The sequence below is a fragment of the Brevundimonas sp. genome (assembly GCF_036677305.1).
Lineage (GTDB): Bacteria > Pseudomonadota > Alphaproteobacteria > Caulobacterales > Caulobacteraceae > Brevundimonas.
Genome location: NZ_JAKFEB010000180.1, coordinates 1 through 1709, shown reverse-complemented (window position 1 = coordinate 1709; position 1709 = coordinate 1). Strand labels below are relative to the sequence as shown.

At 67.9% G+C, this 1709-nt stretch carries 2 protein-coding genes; both read left to right on the top strand.

The genetic code is table 11. The annotated features are described in order from the left end of the window. Nucleotides 1-83: 83 nt before the first annotated feature. Entirely contained in the window at nucleotides 84-1055 is a 972-nt protein-coding gene (locus V6M42_RS10600; RefSeq protein ID WP_332678445.1) for a glycosyltransferase family 9 protein, read from the top strand. A 124-nt stretch (nucleotides 1056-1179) separates the two neighbouring features. Continuing rightward, on the top strand, nucleotides 1180-1701 hold the full coding sequence (gene infC / locus V6M42_RS10595; RefSeq protein WP_332659792.1) for a translation initiation factor IF-3: 522 nt from the start codon (nucleotides 1180-1182) through the stop codon (nucleotides 1699-1701). Nucleotides 1702-1709 lie beyond the last annotated feature (8 nt).

Sequence of the window (1709 nt, the reverse complement as noted above, 5' to 3'; positions counted from 1 at the left end):
ATGCCGTCGCTCATGACCCGCCTCTCGCGAAAACCGTCGCGGACTGATAGCGAACCCGGGATAGCTAGCGAAGGCCAAAGCGCGTGCCCGATCCCAAGACCGCCCCGAAGGTGCTGTTCGTCACCTCCAACCGCATCGGCGACTGCGTCATCTCGTCGGGTGTGATCCGCGAGATCGGCCGCCAGCTTCCGGGCGCCCGGATCACCGTCGCCAGCGGCCGTCCCCCCGCGCCCCTGTTCCGCGCCGCGCGCGGGGTCGAGCAGGTGGTCATCCTCGACAAGAAGAAGTTCGCCGGACACTGGGTCGACCTGTGGAAACAGGCGGTCGGGACCCGCTGGGACCTGGTCATCGACATTCGCGGCTCGGCGCTCAGCTATCTGGTCCCGGCCAGGCGGCGCGTGGTCTACAACCGGTCGTGGGAGACCGGGGTGCGCAAGGTCGAGATGGTGTCCCGCCTGATGGGGTCGCCCGCGCCGCTGGATCCCGAAATCTTCCTCGACGACCGCGCGCGGGCCGAGGCCGCCGCCGTGATCGACCCGCAACTGGCCACGGCGCCCGGACCCATCATCGCCATGGCGCCCATCGCCCACCAGCCGGGCAAGAGCTGGCCGGCGGACCGCTGGGGCGGACTGGTCGAGATGCTGAAGGCCGACGCCCGGTTCGACGGCTGGCGCTTCATGCTGGTGGGCGGGCCGGGCGATCATGCGCCGGCGGCGCCCGCCCTGGCGGCGGCAGGCGCGCGCGGCATCGACTTTGTGGGCAAGGGCGACATCCTGGCCTCGGCCGCCGCGATCGACCGGGCGGCGCTGTTCGTCGGCAACGATTCCGGCCTCATGCATGTGGCCGCTGCGGCGGGCCGGCCCACGCTGGGCCTGTTCGGGCCGACCGAGTGGTGGCTCTACGGGCCGTGGGGCCCGAGGACCCGCACGGCCGCCTCCAACGAGACCCGGGGCGAGTTCGCGCCGATCGAGGCGCTGACGACCCAGCGTGTCTTCGACGCCGTGATCGACCTGCATACGGCGTTCATCGACGCCCAGGCCCCCGCCAAACCTTGAAGAGAAGGGCTTTCGCGGTCATATAGGGCCGCTGGAGGGGAACGCGGCGAACCGTCGCGCGCTCCGCCCTGTCAGAACTCCGCTTTTTCTTCCACGCAAGGAACCGACGCTCATTCGCCGTCCGATGAACCAGCCGCCCGTCAAGGACGGGCCCCCCATGAACCAGGATATCCGCGCGCCGCGCGTTCTGCTGATTGATCAGAACGGCGAGAAACAAGGCGTCATGCCGACGTCCGCTGCGCTGGAAGCCGCCGAAGAGGCCGGCATGGACCTGGTTCAGATCGTCTCGACGTCCGAGCCGCCGGTCTGCAAGATTCTCGACTACGGCAAATTCCGCTTCCAGGAGCAGAAGAAGAAGGCCGAGGCGCGCAAGCGTCAGAAGGTCGTCGAGCTGAAAGAGATCAAGCTCCGCCCCAACATCGACACCCACGACTATGAGGTGAAGGCCAAGGCCATGCACCGCTTCTTCGACGAGGGCGACAAGGTCAAGGTGACGCTGCGCTTCCGCGGCCGCGAAATGGCTCACCCGGAACTGGGCATGAAGCTGTTGAACAAGGTCCAGGCCGACTTCGACGAGGTCGCCAAGGTCGAATACGCGCCGCGTATGGAAGGCCGCCAGATGATCATGATCCTCGCGCCGAAATAGGCCCGACG

What these genes read in the sequence shown, in the direction of transcription:
- infC (WP_332659792.1), top strand. Translation starts at nt 1,180, where the DNA reads ATGAACCAGCCGCCCGTCAAGGACGGGCCCCCCATGAACCAGGATATC.